The sequence below is a fragment of the Alicyclobacillus herbarius DSM 13609 genome, assembly GCF_000430585.1.
Taxonomy (GTDB): Bacteria; Bacillota; Bacilli; order Alicyclobacillales; family Alicyclobacillaceae; genus Alicyclobacillus_G; species Alicyclobacillus_G herbarius.
The window spans coordinates 16,414-39,197 of record NZ_AUMH01000018.1; the positions used below are offsets into that span (position 1 = coordinate 16,414).

Here is a 22,784-nt window from a genome sequence, read left to right on the forward strand (position 1 = left end):
CCTCAAGTTGAGGTTTTGTCCTATTCCGTCCCAACTAGGGTGACGACGTGTGACGAAAGGTCAATATTCAGGTCCTGGACTCCCTGCGCAACTAACCTCGCAACCTGATACGCGCCTTTTTCCGTGAAGTGGGTAAAGTCCGAACCCGTTATAGAGGCCATGAACCATGTGTGAGCCTCGTCGTAACCGAGTTCCGCAAAGCACACGAGACTTTTCGTCATTAAATCAATGAGGGGCACATTTTCGTCCCTTGCGAGTTGTTTCATCGCCTCGCAATAATCCGGAAAATCGTTGATATAGCAACCGGAATCGTAGTGCAGTCGCCCGACGGGGGTAATCAGTATCGGATAGGCATGTTTCCGTCGAGCCCCATCGACATACATCTTCAGGTACCGTTTATAGGTTGTGAACGGTTCGGTATAGCGTTCTGGTTTACTAACGGTCGAATCGTTGTGGCCCATCTGGATAAAGAGATAATCTCCGGCAGCCAATTGACGCAGAATATCGTCCAGCCGACCCTCCTCGACAAAGGTTTTCGAGCTCCTCCCACCAATGGCATGATTGAAAAACACAACCTTTTCATCGAAGTACCTGTCGATAAATTGTCCCCAGCCGGCCTGTGGGGCGAAATCTTTCTCGTAGGTCTGAACCGTAGAATCGCCCGCCAAAAATACCCGAATTCTGTCCGTGCTCGTTTTCGACATAGGAACACATCCTCAGATAGAGTCTGCATGACAAAATGGTGCCACCCCTGGGGTGACACCCAGTTTGTCGTCAGCGAAATGAATAGAGAGTCATTTCCTCGCGTCCGGGACCAATTCCATTTTCAAGGCGTCGTACATGATCGACGAATAGTAGTCGGTGATTCTCTGCCCTTGTTGATTCAACAACGACTGGGCCGGAACAAGCGACAACACATTGTCTGAGTCACTCTTCAGGAGCGACGTATCAAACGGAATTTGCAAGACCGTGTAGTTATTTCCGGAAATACCCAGGCGCGGCATCGCCGAGTCGGAAGCGCTGGTCTTGTACTCATAGAGCTTCGTTCCATTTAGGACAATGTCAACATCCGGCGCCCGTTCCGCCGCGATGGCAATCGTCAACGAGCCGTGCGTATCCTTGGGGATACGAGGTGTATTGAAATGAATCGTCCACACAGCCGGATCGTTGCTGAAGGGAGCCAATAGATTGAAGGGTGCTCCCGGAGTCTTGTTCAGCGGCTGAACATAATTCCAATCAGTAGCTGGATTGCTCTTTCCTACATAATAATTCACGCCATTTGGAAACTCGAACGGGTAGCGCAGCCACAAACCCCATTTGCGATACTCATTACCATGCAAGAACTCGTCCGCGGAGCGGTCCGGGGTGCCAATCTGCCATAATAGTTTCCCTTCCGATTTTTGCTTCCAGACAATGTTTCCTACGTCCGTAGCCTTATTCGAACTTACCTGGATGCCATCCTGCTGGTACTCTTGATAGATTCCTTTTTGATAGGCATACAGCGTATACATGCCTGGGCGTACGTGTGGGATAGAGAAATTCCCCGACGCGTCCGTCTTGGCGTAGTAGACGTACCCTAAACTTTGATGCTGCCAATCTCCACCTGGTGCGGCCAAGATAACTGTCGCTCCGCCTTGCGGAACCTTTCCGGTGATGGTCAGCTTTCCGGATACAGTGCCCCTGCTGTTGGCCTCGTAAATCGGATCGGCCAACCATTTATAAGGCCATGCTTGTTCATCTAAATGGGCTCGCTGAAGCGCATCCTGGTAGATGTCACTCATGTTATCCCCATGGTTCAGATACACGAAGATAGGTCCCCAAATGTGCGACCAGCCTGGGGAAGGTTGTGCTGTGTCTCGTCCGTAGTGCGCAGCTTCCGGCGCCCAGTTGACAATGGGGGTCGTGTCGGTTTGGTGGGCCCCGATTTCCCTTGCGGTAGGAAGTCCGTTCGTATAATCGTTCCCACCCTTGATAAACCAGAGCCCGTATTCCGAACCAACCAACCCGAACACGTGCGTATTCGCTTCACTAATCGCATCTTGGTATTTCGTATACGCACTTCCGTCCGGCTGTCGATACGTAGCATCCATCACTTGATAGCGTGCGGTGACCTGATCCGGACGTGGCAGTTTGTCCGGCGCTTCCCCTTCGTTTTGAACATATGTGAACAATGAGGGATCGCTACGAATTGACCACCGAACCTGCCCGACACTCCAGTCGGTTTGACCAGGGGTCAATTCATTGGCGTTTTGCGGCATTCGCGCGATAATGTACGGATAGAATCCGGCTTCTCCCTTTCGAAAAACAAAGTGAAGCTCATATTCGAACGGCCCCCATCTTTGAAGGTTGGTCATTCGCGCTTCCCGTATCAAACGTGAAGTAAATGTCCGTCATGTCAGCGCTTTGTTTTGCGATATGGAAGTTTGCATCACCCCGCCCGGGGCTCCAACTGAGCGTGTGAGACTTACCTTGGTCATCTACATAAGAGGGATTTAAGAAAAAGTATCCATATCCTGAACCAAGTACGTCGCGTTGCCCGGGAATATGCAGCTCTGTCAAGACGGAAGAAGTCTTATCAAAGGTCGCACTGATTTTCCCATTTCGAATGGTCACCGTGTTCTCGTTATCAATCAGATGGACATTCCCATCCCCAGGATCACGATAGACAAGCACGCTGTAATCGGTCTTCCCGTTCACGTTGACATGAAACGTGTTCATGCCGGGTTTGAGAGATAAGGGTTGCGAGGCTTGGCCACTTGCAATCAGCTGTCCATCGACGGTAATCGATGCCTCATTCGGTGTAAATGCGGTCGGTGTGAGTTGAATCTGTGTGGTGTCTTTGGACACGTCGACCTCGTAGGTGGACTCCATTGGTGAAAAGGGGCGAACGGGTACCCCACTATTCGTGGTTAAATTTTGTAATTGATCATGGGTAGCACGATAAACGGATAGCTGATAAGTCGTACTGTCCTGCCCCGGGCCACCCGAAGACACTTTGATGGGAATTGTATTCTGGCCTTCCTGTAACGGAACCTTGACCATACCACTGCCGTCGACTTGCTGACCGTTGATGGTGACCACGTCGGAAGCTGACACAGGGCTGGCTGTCAGCTGAATGCTGGTCTGGTTGTAATCGACACTGGTTGAATAAGACAGTGTTCTCGGTGAAAAATCAGTGCCCAGGGTTGCTCCTTGGATACTCAGGCTGTGTAACAGGTGATCCGTTGACTTCTCACGATACACGGTGAAAACATAGGAATGACTGGCAAACGGCTTTTTCGAAACGACGGAAATCCCGAACGTGTTGGTCCCCCCTGAGGCCACTGAGACGGGAGCCGACGGCTGACCATTTGCCACGGTGGCGCCGTTAACCACAATCGACACTTGGTTGGGATCCGAAACGGTTGGCTTTGCGACAACCGACTGGACATCACTCGGAACGGTCACGGTATACCCTACATCATCGGAACGAAAGGGTTGATCCGTCAACACCTTGACCCCTCCAGAAGACGTGATGCCTTCCAGCGTCAGTCCAGATAAGTGGGTATCCGGAGCTTGCGCGTTGGCCTTCGCAAGCGCAAGCCCGTTCGTTCCAGGAATCAGGGCCAGCGCCGTGGTCAAACACACCGCCCCAGACAGTCCCGCCGCCCTTAGGCGTCCATTCCCCTTTTTCATCGAACGATCATCCATCCTATTAACAGCACCTCCACGCGCATGGTGAGTTTCACCTTTCCCCTAGGAGGTATTACCCTATGTCTGGAATGTGTTCTCCGATAAGCTCGAGGCATTCGATGACGCTCAGCGACCACTGGGAGATGGAATTCGTAGACAGCCAGGAGATTTCTTCTATTGGACGGATCCAGTCCCGCTCAGGAATCGGCGCGGCTGAAAGCGGCAACCGAACACCGCGTCCCCGTTGTTGCAGAATAAGCTCCCATGCTTTCTTGGCCAGGGCCTCACCTCCTTTTCGCGACGCAGCCAATGCCACCAAGCGCGCATAGAACATGGGGAGATTCCACCGATGGTTCGTGATTTTCCCATGACTGCGTTCCCGCTTCCCTGCCTCATCCAAGATCGAAAACTCGGCAAACTCAACTAACATGTCGACCCAATCCGGGTCATCGATTAGATCCATCAGTTCCATCCATGTTTCGGTAGCCCCAAAGGCGACCACCATGTGGTAGTCATAGTTGTCGTCTCCCAGGTGGTATAAGTCTCCGGTCTCAGGATTATAGCCAAACGTCGGCCCGGAACAGAGACGAAACGGCATCTGCTTGAGACACTGTATTCCACGCAGGATTTTGTCTCGGTACGTGGTGTCCTGGTAACGTTCCCAGCGGGTCAACCAATTCGAGCAAAACGCGGCCCAGTCGGGCCCACTCCGTGTATGGGTCGGGAACTCGGGTGCGGGTGGAAAGTATTCTCGCATCGGATCAAGACGTGCCGTAGCGTAGTCCGCGTCTTTCACTTCATCCAAAATGTCGCCGATCCGCTCGTCCGAAGTGAGATAATAGTAAAATCGATGTAGGCCAGCCATACTGATGCGAGCCTCTTTACAGCCACATCCCCAGTGGACAACGTTGTGCCGAGAACCCAGGCCCGCGTAGGGACCGATATGGTATACGTCGACTTCACTGGTATGGCGAGTCATCGCCTCCGCGAAACGAAACACATCTGCCCGACCGGATCGCAAAAACATGTACCAAAGCCACAGATTCGGGACCAACTCTGTGTTTTGCCAGGCAAACCCGCCCATATCGTACCGCCACGTGTGGCGAACAGGGTCGTACGTGTGCATCACGTCCCCGTAGTCCCAAAAGCCATACCACCGACGCTGTTCGACCTCGTGGTGATAAAACGCAAAGGCCTTGTCGAGTTGAGCTTCGAGCCAGGCGCGTGCCTTGGTGGTTTCGTCGCGCAAGCTCCATACACCAAATACCTTGGTGGCATGGTAGTAATCTGGGCTACACACCAGCAGGGACGGCGTTTCCGTTTCTCGAGCTACCGTGAGCAATGTATCCTTGGGAGGAGTCGACTCGAACAACCACAGATTGATCTCGCCCGTATTCGCAATCCCAAAAGGAGTTGACCGTAACTCGTTGAAGCCTTCGTAAGCAGAGACCATGTGCGTGGTTGTGTCGTAATGCCGGAGATCCATGGCGGGCGCATCGGGAGCCCACAGCCACGCGGTCATCCGCACCGAATCGGTCGATAGTCCGTGCACCTCGATGGATTTTGGATACTTTCGCCAGAAGTGGCGTATCCCGAGCGCAAGTCCCCCTGTTTCCCCTCCCGCATAAACCACCCCCTGAGAGCGCCCCCCGTGTGCGGCATGAATCCAAGCACATGCGTCCGAGGTTCTTTTTTGAATGAGGTAATGGTCTGGCGAGTCCTGAAACATTTTAAAGTCGTTCCAGATAGCCGCATCGTCGACAGCCCGCAGAAAATCCGCGTCGGCTATGCCATCCTTCCCGTCGAGCACGAGTGGAACCCCTTGAATTTGCTTCTCGTAAAGGCCGTCATAGTTCGCAAACTGCCTTGTCGTCAAAAGGCGTGACGCCTCCGAAAAGACTCCATCGTCGCCGACAAACCGAATGTGACGGTTGTACGGTTTTCCTTTCAGGGACAAAGAAAGGACCATACCGATTCCCTTGATAAAGTCGCGATCCGCCTCACCGTCATATAGGAAGGTATGAATCACCCGTACACTCGGGATGTCCTGGTAAACGTAAAATCGCACACAAAACGGCAACCACTCCTGACCCGTTGCTCTCGATGTGTGCACCCCATCGACCCGGACGACGGCACGAATCGGTCCAGCTTGTTCGACCGTGACCTGCTTAATCGTGCCGATGTACGGCTCTTCCCGGCGAACCTGTAGAACCGAATCACACTCGCGTGTTTCACGGATACAGACGAGTTGTCCTCCCGTACAGACGAGTTCGCCGCTCCGTTCAATGCTGCGTACGACCTCGGTTCCGCGCCGGTTGAGGTACAGGCGTGTTCGACCTGCGTCCACCAGAACATATTCGTCGGTTTGCGTCACGCGCAGGCGCGACTCCCCCTGTTCGATCCGGTCCACAGACTCCATCCGGTCCGCAGGCAACGCAGCCGCCGATAATCGATATGTAACCGATGCATCCGGTTGAATAACCGCCGCGTGCCCCGTCCACTTGATACTCCCATCCGGCCAAAACGCGGTTGGCCAACTCTGGACCATCAGGTGTTGGCCGGATTCGGTCCGCAATGCGACCCGGTCGACACTTTGCAATGAACCCCGTGGCCAGGGCACCCCCCAAGTCACGCCTACAGGAATGTCTGGTTTATGTTCCAACCAACGCAGCGAAACCACTTGACTCACCAATTCGTCACCCCCAGTCTTTAAATGCGTGTCCGGAAAGGGGTCAGGTAAGACCCGAGCAGTGCAAGGAAGCCAGCCCAAAATGCGCACTGGGCCTGGTCGCCGGTGGCGACCGTTTAGGCCGGGCGATAGCCCAGGGATTCTGACCCCTTTCCGGACAACCTCTTTAAACCAAGGTCGCAAAGCGTTGTTTCATGACCTCCAACACCTCGTCTCCCGGCGTGTCCCAGATGACTTGGTTGAAGATTTCGACCTCCACCGGCCCCTGATATTCCGCGGCCTCCACGGCTTGTCGTATTCGAGAAATCTCAATACACCCGTCGCCCATCATCCCGCGGGACATGAGCGCGTCCTTCACCGGTGCGAGCCAGTCGTTGACGTGAAAGCCGACGATGTGGCCCGCGGCCCGGCGAATTTCTTCATATAAGCGGGGGTCCCACCAGACGTGGTAGACGTCGATGACCACGCCGACTTGGTCGGATTGCAGCCTGTCGACGATGTCATTCGCCTGCCCCAGCGTGGAAATCACGGACCTGTCGGCAGCAAACATCGGGTGCAGGGGTTCAATCCCGAGTTTGACACTGTGATCGCGGGCGTACGGAATCAATTCGGCGATGCCCTCTTCGACCATTTTCCGGGCGTCATCTAAGGTACAGTCCTCCGGCGGGCCACAGACCAAAACCAAGACATCCGTTCCCAGTTCTGCGGCGTCCGCAATCGCGCGGCGGTTGTCCTCGATGCGCCGGGCCCGTTCGGACGGACTACCGGCAGGCAACATCCCGCCGCGGCAGAGCCCGGACACACAGAGCCCAGCGTCCCTGACCACCTTCGCGGCGGCCGACACGCCCATGTCCTCGACTTTGTGCCGCCACAGACCAATCCAGCCGATGCCCGCTCGCGCACAACCATCGACCGCTTCGCGGACGGTCCACCGTTCCGTCGTCATCTGATTCAGGCTCAAATACTTACAGTCCACGATTCCACCCCTGCCACGGCGAGAACCTGCTGCATCCGATGGACAGCCAGTTCCGGATCGCGAAGTAGCCCGGCGACATCAGCAAGCCGGAACAGTTCTGCCAGGTGAGGGACGGATCGCATACTCTCCATGCCCCCAACCATCCGAAAGTGCGACTGATATCCGTTCAGGTAGGAGAGAAAGACCACGCCCGTCTTGTAAAAGCGAGTTGGCGCCCGGAAGATGTGACGGCTCAAAGGGACGGTCGGGGCCAGGATTCGTTGGTAACCCTCGACGTCTCCCGCATCAAGCGCATATAAAGCGGCCGACGCCGCCGGCGCGATGGCGTCGAAGATGCCGAGCAGGGCATGGCTGTAACTCCCTCCCTGGCCCAAAATCAGCTCGGGGTAATGAAAGTCGTCTCCGGTGTACATGCGGACATTTTCCGGAAGCTGGCGACGCATCTGGATTTCCAGATTGGCATTCAAGAGCGAGATTTTGATCCCGTCGATTTTGTCGGCGTGGCGGTGGATGACGTCTAAACAGACATCCATGGCACGCAACGGGTCCTTATGGCCCCAGTAATTCTCCAGCGCCGGGTCAAACATATCCCCGAGCCAGTGGACAATGACCGGTTGCGACACCTCGTCCAAAACCCGTCCGTACACCCGGACGTAATCTTCAGGCCCCTGGGCGACCTTCGCCAAAGCGCGACTGGCCATGAGGATGACGCGTCCCCCCAAACCTTCGATAAACCCGCACTGCTCCAGGTACGCTCGCTCGATGTCGGCCAGAGTCACACCCGGGCCCGCAGAGATGTGGTCGGTTCCCGCGCCACACGCGACTTGACCGCCGCATGCCTTGGCCTCTGCGATGGATAGGCGGATTAGTTCCTGGCAAGCCTCCCAATTGAGCCCCATCCCGCGTTGCGCGGTATCCATCGCCTCCGCTACGGCGAGCCCCAGCGACCACAGGTGGCGCCGGTAGGCGATGGTCGCCTCCCAATCCACCGCGCAGGCTGAGGACGGATCGACATCTTGCCAGGGATCCGCCACCACGTGGGCGGCGGCGTACGCCACGCGAGACCGCGCGGGGGGTCTCTTCTCGATGTGCAAAGGCTGTCCTTGCAACCGGTAGGTTTCCAAGCCGCCATCCCTTGTAGGCAAGCGCAGCTCCAACATAGACTCCCCTCCTTTATTGTGCGTGCCGGACAACCTCTTACCGTTCCGCGATCAGGGCACGGACTTCCGCTAGTGCCGGCACGTCCACCCAACGCCGTTCCTGCCAGGACTGCAGAGCCAACTCCGCAAGTTGGACACCCTTGGCACCCTCGAACAGATTGAACCGGAAGGGCGTGCCAATGGCCACGTGCTTGAGGAACATGTCCCACTGCACCTTGAAGGCGTTGTCCGGTTCCTCACGCTGGGGAACCGGCACCCACTGCGCTTGGTAATCGTTCTTATCTGGCAAATCCGGGTTCCAAATCGCCTTGGGAGTGAATGACCGATGCTGCACCTTACACTCGCGTAGCCCAGCCACCGCGCTGCCCTCAGTCCCGTCCACCTGCAGTTCGAACAGTTCCTTGCGATTGACACGGACGCACCAAGACGAGTTGATGTGTACGATAATCCCGTTCTTGAGCTCGAAGGTCGTGTAGGCAGCATCGTCCGCGGTCACATCGTACGGCTCTCCCTGTTCATCCCAGCGCTTCGGGATGTGGGTAGCACCGAGGCAGGACACCGCTTTCACGTCACCAAACAGGTTGTCCAGCACATACCGCCAGTGGCAGAGCATGTCGACGATAATGCCGCCTCCATCCTCTTTGCGGTAGTTCCAAGACGGGCGTTGCCCTTCCTGCCAGTCCCCTTCAAAGACCCAGTACCCAAACTCGCCGCGCACGGACAGGATGCGGCCAAAGAAACCGGTGTCGATCAACGCCTTGAGCTTTAATAGCCCAGGGAGGAACAGCTTATCCTGGACCACCCCGTGTTTCACCCCGGCCCTCTCGGCAAGCTCCGCGAGTTCCAAAGCCTCCCGCAGGTTCACCCCGGTCGGCTTCTCGCAGTAAATGTGTTTCCCCGCCGCTATCGCGGCACGCACTCCCTGGGCGCGCAACTGCGTGGTCTGGGCGTCAAAGTAAATCTCGTTATACGGGTCTCGCAAACAACTCTCCAGGTCCGTAGTCCACCGCTCGATCCCGTACCGTTCTGCGAGCGCGCGGAGCTTGTGCTCGTTTCTTCCAACCAAAATCGGGTCTGGCATCAAGGTCTCTCCGCCAGGAAGGGGGATTCCCCCCTGGGCTCGAATCGCCACGATGGACCTCTCCAAGTGCTGACGGGTTCCCATACGTCCCGTGACCCCGTTCATCACAATGCCGATCTTTTTCATGAAGCTCGCCTCCTATCCGGACCATCCTTGCACGTGTACGCATTCACCGTACCACGGTTGACCCAGTCCGTCTTATGAATGAAAGAACGATTTTGCAAAAACGGAAGCAAAACAAAGAGAAACACGAGGAATCAAACAGAGGTCCCAATGAACGAATGTCATACCTTGCCGTGCATCTTCCGGAACTGTTGCGGCGACATGCCCACCTTAGACTTAAAGGCACGGTAGAACGTGGATAAGGTTTCGAACCCCACCTCAAAACAGATGGAGACGACCTCTTTTTCTGTCTCCATGAGCAGCTCCTTCGCTCGACGTATCCGGACTTCGGTCAGGTATTGCATCGGGGTACAGTGAAACTTTTGCTTGAAGACCTCATTCATGTGGCGCGGGGTCAGCTTGAGTATCCCTGCCAAGTCTGCGGGGGAGATCCCCTCAAAATAGTGAGATTCCATATAGTCGCGCAAGACATGGGCGCGGTGCGTGTTGAGGTCGGGCGGACCCTCCATCGTCCGACCGCGCGCCACCGTGACCAACACATTCAACAGGTACCCGCATACCGCCAGGTCGGAGTAAGGCCCTGGGTTCGTCTGCTCGTAGAGGATTTTCCGGAACAGGTCGCGCACTTCGCTGACCGCCAGCGGATCGACAATTTGGTAGGTGGGGCGCGTCAATGTGTGGGCCATCAACTCCCGACCGGCTGGCCAGGTTTCCAACACATCTCCAAACGCGAGTACGAGTACTGTCATGCGGGAGTAGGCGTGCACGGAGTGTTCCGCGTTCGGACAAATGTAGACCATCTGATCCCGCGATACCTCATACGTCCGACCCTGCAAAGAGATCGCGCCGTGCCCGCCCAAGACGTATAAGATTTGCGGTATCTCGTGATAGTGGCTAGGCACACGGTCTCCCGGATGGTGTGTACTTTCATAGATCAAAACGCGGTTCGGCGGTAACTCAATCTCCTGGAATGACAACCTCTATCCCTCGCGCACCAGATTTCCGAGCGTGTCCTAGACAAAGGAAACACCCTCTTAGGACAAGCTGGTGCTAACCGATTCTCCACGTTGTTTGAGTACACCTGCTGCCTGCAGGCGACCGGTGAACAACAGGGCGATACAGCTGACCAGCTGCACCAATGCGGCCAACATCCAGACGTGGGTCATCGCCATGTGCTCTTGAAGGAAGCCCGCCAAGGCCGGCGTGATTGCGCCCGCCAACATTCCGACATTCATGACCAGGCCTATCGCGGAGCCAGCCACCCGATTCGGAACAACCTGCGACGTCAGCGTGAGAATCACCGGGGTGATAGGGTAGCCGAAAAAACCAAGCAGCAAGACCACGATAACCAGCAGCCAAACCGGCAACGCCGCTACCATGAGGGCCATCAGAACACCGGTGGCGAGTGTGATGAAGACCAGTACCTGTTTCCGGCGAACAATCGTGCCGCGGTCGCAGAAACGGCCAATCAAGACGCCCCCGAGTGCCCCGGAGAGGCCCATCAGACTGGCGATGACGCCGCCCTCGGAGAGGGACATATGCTTGACCGTCATCAAGAACGTGGGGGCCCACAACAGCACAATCCACCAACCGGACATCAGTAACAGATAAAAGATTCCGAACACGACCACGGCCGGTCGACGAAACATCGCACGGAGCGGGACTTGCTCCGTCAGATTCAACTTGGCACGGTCCCCACGCGGATACCGGACAAGCACAGCATAGAGCAACGACACCACAAGCCCGAGCAGCATCGCCACAAGAAAGACCGGGCGCCAACCGTACCGGGACCCTACGACGGCCCCCAGCCATGTTCCAAAGAAGCCGCCAATCGGGTAGCCAGCCCAATAGATGGACATGACGGTTGTGCGCTCTTGCGGGGTCGTGACCAGCGCGATTTCCTGGGACGCGGCAGGCCAGAACAGCCCTTCGCCAAGGCCGGTCACGATACGGTAGATCAGCATGGTGGTCAAACCTGTGGCCAGTCCGGTAGCCCCGGTCGCCAACGAGAACAGCGTCAAGCCGCAGACAAGGACGAGCTTACCGGTGAATTTATCGGACAGGACTCCACCAACAAACAGCAGGACCACGAAACCATAAAAGAAGGAACTTAACAAAAGCCCAGATGTACCTTTGGAGAGGTCAAACTGTTTCGCGATGAGCCCGACGGAAGAAGACATGACCATCCGGTCAACCGAATACATCATGTACCCTAGACCACAGAGCAGAGTGATTAACACCAGTCCCCCACGGCTTCTCATGAACGCTCCTCCCCGCAAACAGGTTTTACCGGCCGTCTCTTCTTCATATCTATGGCGTTACTCACTGTGGAAGGACACCCCTCCGGCGTCCGCCGCAACCAATCCACCGGAACGCTCCCGTTCAATCTCCTCCAGCGTCTTCCCGCGCGTCTGCGGAGTCCAGATGATGCCAATCAGCGCGCTGGCGGCGAGGAAGGACGTGAGAATCCAAGCCAGTGACCGAAATCCGGTAGCCGTCAGAATCGGGACGAAGAAACTCCAGAAACCTAAACCAATGCGAATGACGGCGAATGCGACACCCTGAGCCGTGCTCCGAATCATCGTGGGGAAAAGTTCCGAGGACCATAGTTGAAAGAACGCCTGCTGACCAAACCCACCCGCCAGGCTGCCGAGGACCACATTGCACAAGACCACGAAGATCGTCAGGGGAAACATTCCGAACAATGCCATGCCACACACCTGAAGGAGGGCACTGACGCCGAAGAACACCCTGTGGTTAACGCGGTCGATGAACGGCATGAAGATGAACAGGTTGCCCAAGACGCCTAGGGCAAAACCGAGACACCCCATGATCAGGCTCATCGCATGGCTCTCGCCCCCTACCGTCTGCAAGATGTAGGGAGAGAAGAAACCTTGCGTTCCTGCGTTAAGATTCCACAACCCATACATGCTGATCAAAAAGACCAGGGCTCCGATGTGCCGTTCCGTAAATAGAGCCCTGTAACCATCCCTGCTCAGACCCCCGTAGTCAGACGTCTTTCTCTCGGCTGCAGACCGCGTCCCACTGGCTTGCTGCCAACGAATGGATTCGGCCATGCCGCGCCGCATCATCCAAGTGACAAGCGCGATGATGAACAGGTGGACAAACACGAGCCGAGTGCCCAACACCCCGAGCGGGGACAAGGCAGCGGCTAACAGCAGACACACCATCGGCCCGGTATTCCACAACGCCTGCGCCAGCCCACTCAGCTTGCCCCTGGACTTGGTCGGCGCCAGCTCCGCGATCACCGTCCAGGAGGCGGGCACGTCGGCGCCGACCGCCAAGCCGACAATGATGTACCCGACCACAATCATCCATGCCTTGATGGCGAAAATAATCCACAACAAGCCAAACGCGTACACTAAGAGGTCCCATGAATAGATCTTCTTGCGCCCAAACTTGTCGCATATGCGGCCGCCGATAAGCGCCCCAACACCGGCCGAGATGGCGTTGGAACTGATTGCGCCCAATAGGCCAACCAGGGAGTTCGACATGTGAAAATACGTCTGCCACAGGCCCAAACCGGATGCACCGGCGACGATTGACCCGGCGTCAATATAGTTGGCCATCGCGGCCAGAGCCGTCCACTTCCACTGCCGCCGGGTCGGTTTATCCCCTTCCAACGCCGCTACACTCGTGGCTTTTCCCATCCATGAACCCTCCCTTGGTGGTTTGTTGCTGTGGATGTTCAGCACGGATAGGTAAACACATAGCTGCCGGAACCCACTTCAACCTGAACCCCATTCGGGGTCTGTACCGTACGCAAGATTCCGTCTTGATCGGCGAGCGGGTGCTCACCTTCCAATACCGCTTCTGCCTTGGCGAAAGGTAGGACCACAGTCGCCGTGGTGTTGGCCGGTATCGACACGTTGACTTCCAAGCCCTCAGTCGTCCGTCGCCACGCCGACACGACCTCGCCGTACATGGTCTCGAGTGAGCCCTTGGCATACTCGAGATACCTTTCCGGCCGCGGACGAATGTGGATGTGTTTGTACCCTGGCGCGTCGATGTCCGTGTTAATCCCCGCGATGACCCGATACATCCAGTCTCCAATCGCCCCGTACGCGTAGTGATTGAAGGAATTCATGTCGTCACTCCAGAACGATCCATCCGGTTTGATGCTGTCCCAGTGCTCCCAGATGGTAGTCGCCCCGTGTTCCACCTCGTACAACCATGACGGAAAATCGGTCTGTAATAGCAGGCGGTACGCCAAATCGTTGTATCCGCTTTCGGTTAGGGCGTGACACAGATACGGAGTGCCGACGAACCCGGTGGTTAAGTGGTTGTTGTTTTCCTGAATCAGAGCGGCCAGGGTCTCGGCACAGCGCTGGCGCTGTCCAGGTTCTAGAAGTCCAAACCAGAGCGCCAACACGTGCGCCGTTTGCGTGGGGACCGCCAGCCTGCCACTTGGTGTGACGTACTCGCGACGGAAAGCTTCCGCGATGTTCTGAAACAACTTCTCGTACCGCTTCGCCTCATGCTCCTTGCCAAGGACGCGCGCGGTCTTCGCCAAGATGCTTGTCGAGTACGCGTAGAAGCAAGTCGCAACATAGTCGTCTGGGGTGGCTCCCTTGTAACTCCCCTCCTTGGCGTCCAACCCGAGCCAGTCGCCAAAATGAAATCCGGTGTTGAACAGGTATTCGTTCTCCCCCTGGCGGCGCATGTATTCGACCAACGCTTTCATACTCTCGTATTGCTCTTCCAGAACCTTTTTGTCCCCGTAGCATTCATACAGAACCCATGGACAAATCACAGCAGCGTCCGCCCATGCGGCCGAGGAACGAGCCCCTTCATCTTCTAACACGTTCGGAATCACGGGCGGCACGCCGCCGTTTCGGTATTGGTCGGTCTTCAAATCGCGCAGCCATTTTGTGAAAAAGGGTGCCACGTTCATGTTGAACGCGGCCGTCCGGATGAATACCTGCGCATCTCCGGTCCAACCCAGACGTTCGTCGCGCTGGGGACAGTCCGTCGGAACGTCGACAAAATTGCCCTTTTGGCCCCAGAGAATGTTGTGTTGCAGCTGATTCACGAGGGGATTTGAGCACTCGAACGTCCCGGTCCGCTCGAGATCCGTATGAATCACGCACCCGACAAAGTCTTTCGGGTCGACTTCTCCCGGCCAACCGGAGATGCGAACATAGCGAAAACCCTGGAAGGTAAAGTGGGGTTCAAACGATTCCGCTGCACCTCCACGGCAAATGTAGCGAATCGTCTGCTTGGCAGTTCTGAGGTTTCCCGTGTAGAAGTTGCCTTCCTTGTCGAGGACCTCCGCATGTTCCAGGACGATCTCCGTTCCGCGCGGCGCGGTAACGGTAAAGCGCACCCACCCGACCATGTTTTGCCCCATGTCCAGCACCGTCTCCCCGCGCGGGGTCTTTAGGACACGAGAGGGTTGAATGGTTTCCACGATGCGTGTCGGGAGGTTCTCCTGGGCAATCAACATCGATTTATCAAGGGGCAAGCAGCGAACGGACGACCAAGCTGTGTCATCGTATTCGGGATGGGCCCAACTCGTGTCGTCTAAACGCGCATCAAACACTTCTCCGTCATAAATCTCCGAGATGAGAATCGGGCTTTGCCGGGCTTTCCAGGTCTCGTCCGAGCATACCCACTCGACTCGACCGTCCGCATAACAAACCCGCAACTGCACTAGGAGGGCTCGCTGTTCGCCGTAGATATTTCGTTTCCCCTTCCACCCCAATCGGCCCCTGTACCAACCATTCCCAAGGTACGCCCCCAACACATTCGTTCCACCCGCCAGAAGATGAGTCACGTCATAGGTCTGATACTGAATCCGCTTGTGATAACTGGTCCATCCCGGCGTGAAGCGAAGGTCCCCTACCCGCTGCCCATTTACGTAGAGTTCATATAGACCCAAGCTCGTTGCATAAATGGTTGCCTTAACGACCTCTCCGTGAACGGCGAACGCTTTCCGCAACAACGGACAAACGTCCACGTCAGCCGTCTCAAATTCGGGGGTAATCCAATCAGCTCTCCACTCATCGCTGTTGAGCAGACCCGTTTCAAAAAAGGCGGTGTCACTCCAGTTCGACCGATTACCTTCGTTGTCCCATACCCGGACGCGTACAAAGTATCTGGTTGAAGATGCGAGAGGCTCCCCCGCATACGGAACGTGAAGCGACTGGTCCGAAACCACCCGTCCCGAGTCCCAGACTAAATGTTCGAACAATGGATCGTTTAAAGAAACCTGAATCTGATAGGCGTCCTGTAGCGTATGACGTCGCTCAGACCGCGATTTCCAACTAAACCTGGGACAATGGGAGTCGATGCCAATGGGACTTGTTTTGTAGTCCGTACGAATCGCGTAGACTTCCAACCCTGACAATATAAATCCCTCCCCAAAAGATACACGCACAAAATACAACAAAATCAAAACTTATTCAAACCAAACACATCGATAGATACCGCTTACATGGTATGATTATAAATGCTTTATTGATTTTAGTCTACCTTGTTATTTGTTTTGTTCGTTTTTAATGTTTGTTTGTGTGTCTGAGACTCTTATGCCTTGTGCCGTCAGACAACATGCACGAGAAGATTTGATCCCCTCCCCGACTTACCATAAGATAGTGTGTGTTGACAGATAGCGTCTGCGCCGTGTGCAAGAGCTTGAATGACGACCGGGCTGAATGGGAACGTTGTTTAAGTCTAGGTATGGCCGTACGGCGCTGAGGGAGGAATCCATATGGCACAGCTGTTTACTCCGTTTTCCTATAAGGGTCTTGAACTCAAAAACCGCATCGTCATGGCGCCGATGTGTCAATACTCGGTCACGGCGAAGGATGGAAAGCCCAACGACTGGCACTTTGTCCACTACACCAGCCGTGCGGTGGGTGGTGCAGCGCTCATCATTATCGAGATGACCGATGTTGAACCGGATGGGCGGATCACCGATTACGATTTGGGTCTCTGGTCGGATGACCATATCCCTGCGTTCAAGCGCATCATTGATGCCTGCCATGCTCACGGGGCGAAGGTAGGAATTCAGATTGCGCACGCTGGGCGCAAGGCGGAAGATGCAGCGGTTCCGGTGGCACCATCGCCCATCCGGTTTGAGGGGACGCGCTATAAGACCCCGCGTGAGTTGACGACAGATGAAGTGAAACAGATGGTGGAAAAGTTCCGCCAAGCGGCACGACGGGCGGTAGCGGCCGGCGTGGACACGATTGAACTGCACGGAGCGCACGGCTACCTGATTCACCAGTTCCACTCTCCGTACACGAATCACCGCAAGGATGAGTACGGTCAAGACCTCGCCCGCTTTGGCGTGGAAGTGATTCAGGCGGTCAAAAGCGAAATGCCCTCCTCGATGCCGCTGCTGATGCGCGTGTCTGCGGTGGAGTATGTGGATGGCGGATACGATATTGACCATATCATTGAAATTGGGAAACACTACAAAGAAGCGGGCGTCGACATCTTCCACATCAGCTCCGGCGGGGAAGGACCGGCCGGTCAGCGCAAGCCGGGCAACTACCCAGGCTATCAGGTTCCGTTTGCCCGCGCGGTGAAAGCCGCGCTAGAGACGCCCGTCATCGCGGTCGGAATCCTCGAAGACCCGTCTTTGGCTGAATCGGTGGTGGCCAACGGGGATGCCGATTTGGTCGCCATTGCCCGCGGTTTCCTGCGCGATCCGTACTGGCCCATACACGCGGCGCTCGCCCTGAAACAGGAACCGCAGGTGCCGAAGCAGTACGCACGCGCCTTCTAATCCGGGAATTCGTATACGAGCAACCCGCGGCCTAGGCAACAGGTTATGCCGCGGGCCTGACGATTGCGTTGCGCTAGGATTGCGAGGCGTGAGTGCGCGTCCGCATTGACCACGTCAAAAAGGCTGTCCCGTTTGCAACAGCATTCACTTGGGACAGCCCGTCTTTTATCCGGGACGCGTCGTATCGACTTGGCGGCGATCCGACACCCTGTCCTATGATTTACGCGCCCGTTTCCTGAGCTTGGGACGATCCGGAGCCCCCTAACCGCCCTTCCTGATACCACTGGCGAAGGGTCTTTTTCGAAAACTTGCCCACGCTTGTCTTGGGAATCTCGTCGACAAACACTACTTCGTCAGGCAGCCACCACTTAGCGACTTTCCCCTGCAAGAACGCAAGAATGTCGTGTTTGCTGAGCTTGCCCTCGGCACCTTTGTGCACCACGACACAAGCCAAGGGGCGTTCTTGCCACTTCTCGTCGGGGATGCCAATAACCGCCGCCTCGTCGACCTGCGGATGAGCCATGATAGCGTTTTCTAAATCTACCGAGGAAATCCATTCGCCCCCGCTCTTGATGAGGTCTTTCGTGCGGTCGACCACCTGCAGATAACCATGTTCATCGAGGGTGGCAATGTCTCCGGTCCGAAACCACCCGTCCACGAACGCGTTTCGTGTCTGCTCGGGGTCTTTGTAATACTCGGCCAACACCCACGGACCACGCAGCCACAATTCACCCATCTGTTTTCCGTCATGGGCGACTTCGCGTCCATCCTCGCCGACGATGCGCATCTCCAGTCCCGGTACAATCAGTCCAGTCTTCGTCCGCAGCTTCAGCTTTTCCTCTTCAGAAAGATGGGAAAGCGAGGTTTTCGGTTCGTTGACGAACGTCACCGGCGTGGTCTCCGTCTGTCCGTAGCCCTGCCAGAGACGCACACCGAGTTCCTTTTCGAACGCTTGCGTGAGCGAAGCCGGCAAGGCGGCCCCGCCGGACATGAGGAAACGAATGCTGCTGAAGTCGTACTTGCCGGGATTCGCACGGATTTGCTGCAGCACGCCCATCCAGATGGTCGGAACCCCCACCGCAAAGGTGACGCGCTCGCGATGAATCAGTTCGCACAGATCGGCGGCGGTGGGCCGACTGCCCGGATACACCTGCTTAGCGCCAATCCACGTATCCGTATAGGGTCGTCCCCACGCGTTGACATGGAACATCGGGACGATGGGCATCGTGACGTCGTATTCCCGCGTCCCTAGTTCGCCTACCAAGTTGGTCAAGCAGTGTAGATAGAGTCCGCGGTGACTGTAGACGACTCCTTTCGGGTTCCCCGTGGTGGCCGAGGTATAGCCCAGGATGGCCGGGGTCCATTCATCGAACTCCGGGAATTCATAGCTGTCCGGCTGACCCGCGATGAGGTCTTCGTAAAAGACGGCACCAGGAAGCTGGGTCTTTGGGGTGCCGCGTTTATCGCTCATCACGACGTAGTGTTGAACAGTGTTCAGCTGTGGGGCGATGGATTCAATGAGAGGAACAAGGTCTTCGTCGACAAACAGCACTTTGTCTTCCGCGTGGTTGATGGTATACAAAATCTGATCCCGAAACAGCCGGATGTTGACGGTGTGCAATACGCGTTTCGAACACGGAACGGCAAAGTAGAGTTCGAGATGGCGGTGGTGGTTCCAGGCAAACGACGCCACATGTTCTCCAGGTTGCACGCCCAAATCTTCCAGAGCGTGTGCCAGCTGGCACACCCGCCGGTGCATGTCCGCGTAGGTGTAGCGCATCACCTGCGAGTAATCCCGGGAGACAACCTCCTTCTCTGGAAAGACAGTGACCGCACGGTACAACACAGAGCGGAGTAGGAGCGGATAGTTCATCATCGCGAACTGGCTTCCCCCTTTAACTGAACCACGTTCATCCCGACTCAGTGCTCACTGGCAACAACGTGCCACGGTGAACGTGGTTGAATTCCCGTACGCCAAAACCTATCCAACTGAATGGGCGAAAAGACCCAAAACCCGGCCCTTTCGGAGCTGCGCGGTACGCAGGCAGGATTCTCGGATCGCCTACGGCTGTCCTTCTACCAAACGGTCGGTTCGGACAGGGTAGTCCTTCACCTTGCGATCCGCTCGTCCCTCACCGGCCTGTCTCCAGGGGCACAACGCACCTCAAAGCGATAACGCTTTCATCCGTTGTTCAAATACTCAACACCTACCGATGTTCCTATCATACACCTTGCTCCGCAGCAATGAAAGCACTTCCAATCGGTTTGCGGAGAACATCTACTTTTCAATCGATTTATTTACATGGTAAGATATAGACGTACGGTGATCGAATGACTTGGTGATTTTATGAGCAGAGGAGGTAAGCGCTTGCCATCCCTGGAGCCGATTCGTACGACTACAACCACGGAAGCGGTGACGCAGCGACTAAAAGAGGCCATCCTGCAAGGCGTCTTTCCCCCTGGCAGCCGACTCCCCTCGGTGCGCGACCTGAGCCAGCAGTTTTCGGTGGGCCAGGCGGCAATCCGGGAGGCCCTCGCCGCCCTGAGAGCCATGCACCTGGTCAGTATCCGTCAGGGCGAAGGAACCTTTGTAACCCGCTTTGACGCCGACGCCCTGGCCCGACAAGCGACGGCGATTGGGGTGCTGACGGGACAGGAAATGCAGCACCTGTTAGAACTGCGGCGAGTGATCGAAGGGGGAGCTGCCCACTTGGCGGCCCTGCGACGGCGTGAAACCGATCTGGAGGCTTTGCGCTCCGCGCTGACTCAAATGGAAGCAGACATCGCCAACGAATCGCTAGGGGAGACGGCGGATTGGGCGTTCCATCGGGCTGTTGCGGCCGCATCAGGAAACCCTCTGTTTCCCGCACTGCTTGACACCATCGCCGAAAAGGTACAGGCGCAGCTGTATCAGAGCCGAAAGCGCTTGTTCGAACGCGCAGGAGAGGCGCAGACCCTGCTCCAGCAACACCGGTCCATCGCGGCCGCCATCGCAAGCGCCGACGGGGAGCGGGCCGAGCGCGCGATGCAGGAACACCTGTTGTATGTGGAGCACCAACTGCGTCTGGACCGTCTCGAATCGAAGGAGGGATCGCCATGAAGGTCGCCTTGTTTGTCACGTGTTTGGCCGATAGCCTGTACCCGCAGGTCGCCGAAGCCATGGTCCGAGTTCTGCACCACTTGGGCGTCCAGGTGGAGTTCCCAGAAGCGCAGACCTGCTGCGGTCAGCCCGCGTTCAACAGCGGCTACGCGGAGGAAGCCCGCGTCGTCGCCCGGACCCTGCTCGACGCGTTTCGCTCTTACGAGTATGTCGTGTCGCCGTCCGGATCGTGCTGTGGAATGATTCACCACTACTATCCCGATTTGTTTGCGGACGATGCGGGGCGCCGTGCGGAGGCCGAGGCCCTGGCCGAAAAAACGTATGAATTCTCGCAGTTTGTCGTTCGCGTCCTGGGTGTCACAGACCTCGGCGCCAAGTTTTCAGCCCGAGCGACCTACCACCCGTCTTGCCACGCCTCGCGCCTACTCGGAGTGCGCGAGGAGCCGCTTCAACTGCTCGCACACGTGCACGGTCTGGAACTGGTCCCCCTTCCCTACGCGTCCGACTGCTGTGGATTCGGCGGTACCTTTGCCGTCAAGATGGGGGCATTGTCGGCAGCTATGGTGCGCGACAAAGTGAAGAACATAACGGCGACGGAGGCCGAGGTGCTGGTGGGGACGGACATGGGCTGCCTGATGAACATCGGCGGTCGGCTGGCTCGCGAGGGTCAGCGTGTGCGCGTGATGCACCTCGCGGAAGTGTTGTATGAAGGGCTACGAAACGCAAGGAGGGAAAGCGTCGGATGAGCCAAACCGGGATTCAAGCACGGGCCAACACCGCCCTGCACAATCCGTTGCTGCAAAAGGCGGTGCAGTTTACGACGGATAGGCTGCGCACCCGCAAAGCGAATGTGACAGAGGCGTTCGGCCACTGGCAGGAATGGCGGGACAGGGGCCGCGACATCCGCGCCCACACCATCGCCCATCTGGACTATTATCTGAAACAGTTTGCCGACAATGTCCGCAAAGCCGGGGGCCACGTTCACTTCGCGGCCGACGCCACGGAGGCAGCCCAGGCCATCGTGAGCATCGCCGAGGCGAAACAGGCCAAGCTGGTTGTTAAGTCGAAATCGATGGTGTCGGAAGAAATCCACCTCAACCGGCACCTGGAGGAAGCCGGGGTGCGCGTGGTGGAAACGGACCTGGGTGAGTACATCATCCAGCTATCTGGAGAGACCCCGTCGCACATCATCATTCCCTCGATTCACAAGACGCGGGAACAAATCCGCGACCTGTTTACCGAAGCCGGCGGAAAAAACCTGACCACCGACACGAAAGCGCTGACCGGATTTGCCCGTCAGACCTTACGGAAAATGTTTCAAACGGCCGACATCGGCATCACTGGCTGCAACTTCGGGATTGCCGAATCGGGCACCGTGGTGCTGTTTACCAACGAGGGCAACGCGGACATGGTGGCCAATCTGCCGCGCACGCACGTGGTCATCATGGGCATGGAACGGATTCTCCCGACCTTTGCCGATCTGGAAGTTTTCTCCCATTTGCTGCCAAAGAGCGCGACCGGCCAAAACGTGATTACCTACATGTCCTGTTTTACCGGTCCCGCACGCGCCGATGAGCAGGACGGAGCCCGCGATCTGCACGTGGTCATTCTCGACAACGGGCGATCCCGCCAATTGGGCGATCCCGATTTCCAACCGATTCTTCACTGCATCCGCTGCGGCGCCTGCTTAAACGTGTGCCCCGTCTACCGGCAAATCGGTGGCCATGCGTACGGATCGGTCTATCCAGGCCCGGTCGGGGCGGTGCTCACCCCCCTGCTCAATCCCGGCCCGGAATACGCCGACCTTCCGTACGCGTCAAGTCTCTGCGGCGCCTGCTATGAGGCCTGTCCGGTGCAAATTCCGCTGCACGACATGCTGGTCAAACTGCGACAGCGAAACGTGCGTGAGGGGTACAACAAGGCCGGCGAACGCGGGGCGTTTCGCGCGTTCCGTTTTGTGTTCGCCAACTCGCGTCGTTACCGCGCGGTGATTCGTGGCGGCCGCTTGGGACAGGTGCTGCTGGCGCGTGGCGGCGGCATCGACGCCCGCATTGGACCGCTGCGCGGCTGGACAGAGGCACGCCGCGCCCCCGCATTGGCCAAACGGTCGTTTCGTGAACACTGGCCAAAACTACAACAAGAACTGGCTCAGGGCCGACTCGCAGACACACCGACTACGGGGACCCCAGACGCTCGCGAGACGGCCGCCAGTAAGGAGGGCCAACCCTAA

The 22,784-nt window shown here is 56.8% G+C and carries 16 protein-coding genes; 4 read left to right on the forward strand and 12 right to left on the reverse strand.

The window, feature by feature from the left end; translation table 11 throughout:
* Positions 1-20 precede the first annotated feature (20 nt).
* From H522_RS0112570 to H522_RS0112615, 11 genes are all read right to left on the reverse strand, one after another.
* The gene (locus tag H522_RS0112570) at positions 21-704 is read right to left on the reverse strand and encodes a rhamnogalacturonan acetylesterase (RefSeq protein WP_026962595.1); all 684 of its coding nucleotides are present in this window, start codon (positions 702-704) and stop codon (positions 21-23) included.
* Positions 705-794: 90 nt separating this feature from the next.
* Positions 795-2,354 (reverse strand): polysaccharide lyase family protein, encoded by a 1,560-nt coding sequence (locus H522_RS19240; RefSeq protein ID WP_051344236.1) that lies wholly within the window; start codon positions 2,352-2,354, stop codon positions 795-797.
* Entirely contained in the window at positions 2,317-3,690 is a 1,374-nt protein-coding gene (locus H522_RS19245; RefSeq protein ID WP_035453809.1) for a cadherin-like beta sandwich domain-containing protein, read from the reverse strand. Before H522_RS19245 ends, H522_RS19240 begins: the two co-directional genes overlap by 38 nt.
* A gap of 55 nt (positions 3,691-3,745) precedes the next feature.
* Positions 3,746-6,361 (reverse strand): exo-rhamnogalacturonan lyase family protein, encoded by a 2,616-nt coding sequence (locus tag H522_RS0112580; RefSeq protein ID WP_081412124.1) that lies wholly within the window; start codon positions 6,359-6,361, stop codon positions 3,746-3,748.
* A 166-nt stretch (positions 6,362-6,527) separates the two neighbouring features.
* Positions 6,528-7,307, reverse strand: coding sequence for a sugar phosphate isomerase/epimerase family protein (locus H522_RS0112585; protein ID WP_211230682.1), 780 nt, complete (start codon positions 7,305-7,307; stop codon positions 6,528-6,530).
* 11 nt (positions 7,308-7,318) lie between these two features.
* Complete coding sequence (locus H522_RS19250) at positions 7,319-8,497, reverse strand: dihydrodipicolinate synthase family protein (RefSeq protein WP_035453812.1); 1,179 nt, start codon at positions 8,495-8,497, stop codon at positions 7,319-7,321.
* Positions 8,498-8,534: 37 nt separating this feature from the next.
* On the reverse strand, positions 8,535-9,704 hold the full coding sequence (locus tag H522_RS0112595; RefSeq protein WP_026962598.1) for a Gfo/Idh/MocA family protein: 1,170 nt from the start codon (positions 9,702-9,704) through the stop codon (positions 8,535-8,537).
* A gap of 158 nt (positions 9,705-9,862) precedes the next feature.
* On the reverse strand, positions 9,863-10,678 hold the full coding sequence (locus H522_RS0112600; protein WP_026962599.1) for an AraC family transcriptional regulator: 816 nt from the start codon (positions 10,676-10,678) through the stop codon (positions 9,863-9,865).
* 57 nt (positions 10,679-10,735) lie between these two features.
* A complete protein-coding gene (locus H522_RS0112605; RefSeq protein ID WP_026962600.1) occupies positions 10,736-11,962 on the reverse strand; it encodes an MFS transporter in 1,227 nt (408 codons plus the stop codon).
* 57 nt (positions 11,963-12,019) lie between these two features.
* On the reverse strand, positions 12,020-13,372 hold the full coding sequence (locus H522_RS19255) for an MFS transporter (protein ID WP_051344237.1): 1,353 nt from the start codon (positions 13,370-13,372) through the stop codon (positions 12,020-12,022).
* Positions 13,373-13,410: 38 nt separating this feature from the next.
* Complete coding sequence (locus H522_RS0112615; RefSeq protein ID WP_026962601.1) at positions 13,411-16,071, reverse strand: alpha-L-rhamnosidase; 2,661 nt, start codon at positions 16,069-16,071, stop codon at positions 13,411-13,413.
* A gap of 360 nt (positions 16,072-16,431) precedes the next feature.
* On the opposite strand from H522_RS0112615, the gene H522_RS0112620 reads away from it, so the two are divergent.
* Positions 16,432-17,454 carry an NADH:flavin oxidoreductase/NADH oxidase gene (locus H522_RS0112620; protein WP_026962602.1) on the forward strand — a complete coding sequence of 341 codons (1,023 nt, stop codon included), beginning with the start codon at positions 16,432-16,434 and terminating at the stop codon, positions 17,452-17,454.
* A gap of 220 nt (positions 17,455-17,674) precedes the next feature.
* Here the strand turns inward: H522_RS0112620 and H522_RS19260 are convergent, their stop codons facing one another.
* Entirely contained in the window at positions 17,675-19,330 is a 1,656-nt protein-coding gene (locus H522_RS19260) for a long-chain fatty acid--CoA ligase (RefSeq protein ID WP_051344238.1), read from the reverse strand.
* 492 nt (positions 19,331-19,822) lie between these two features.
* Between H522_RS19260 and H522_RS19265 the strand changes: the two genes are divergently transcribed.
* From H522_RS19265 to H522_RS19270, 3 genes are read left to right on the forward strand one after another with little or no spacing between them, the layout of a single operon-like run.
* Entirely contained in the window at positions 19,823-20,554 is a 732-nt protein-coding gene (locus tag H522_RS19265) for a FadR/GntR family transcriptional regulator (RefSeq protein WP_051344239.1), read from the forward strand.
* On the forward strand, positions 20,551-21,300 hold the full coding sequence (locus H522_RS0112635) for a (Fe-S)-binding protein (protein ID WP_026962603.1): 750 nt from the start codon (positions 20,551-20,553) through the stop codon (positions 21,298-21,300). The genes H522_RS19265 and H522_RS0112635 overlap by 4 nt, the downstream gene beginning before the upstream one ends.
* Positions 21,297-22,784, forward strand: coding sequence for a LutB/LldF family L-lactate oxidation iron-sulfur protein (locus H522_RS19270; protein WP_081412116.1), 1,488 nt, complete (start codon positions 21,297-21,299; stop codon positions 22,782-22,784). Before H522_RS0112635 ends, H522_RS19270 begins: the two co-directional genes overlap by 4 nt.